At 51.0% G+C, this 500-nt stretch carries 1 protein-coding gene; it reads right to left on the minus strand.

The genetic code is table 11. From position 1 onward, the window contains the following. On the minus strand, nucleotides 1–500 hold a 500-nt coding region (locus R7R78_RS29940; RefSeq protein WP_318119969.1), incomplete at both ends, for an FAD-dependent monooxygenase.

Consider the following 500-nt stretch of genomic DNA (forward strand, 5'->3'; position numbering starts at 1 on the left):
GTTTGGTTGAGACATTGGCAAGAATGCCAAAGGCCCGTGAGGTGTAAAAATCTGACGCGCGATGCTGTGGTGCGGATCCGCTGTTTTCACATTAGCAACCAACGCATGGTGACCGTAGTCCCAATGCGTCAAAGGAATATCCATCTGGTTACGCAGCCACGAATTCGCGCCATCTGCGCCCACCACCAGCTTCGCTGTCATCGCTTGGCCGTTATCGAGCGTTAACCAACTCTCTTGTTCACCGACCGCGAGTGTCGCACAGCGCGCTGGCATGAATAGCGTCACATTCTCTAGCTTTTGCACTTGTTCCAACAACGCTAACTGAATCACGCGATTTTCAACGATGTGACCCAAATCAGGTTGCGCCATACTTTGTGCATCAAACTCTATTTTTGCGAAGCTGTCTTGCTCCCACACTTCCATACCGTAGTAAGGTGCAGCACGGCGTTGCTCAATACCCTGCCAAGCTCCTAGCTTACGTAAAATGGTTTCACTTGAGC

The sequence above is a fragment of the Vibrio sp. 2134-1 genome (assembly GCF_033339495.1).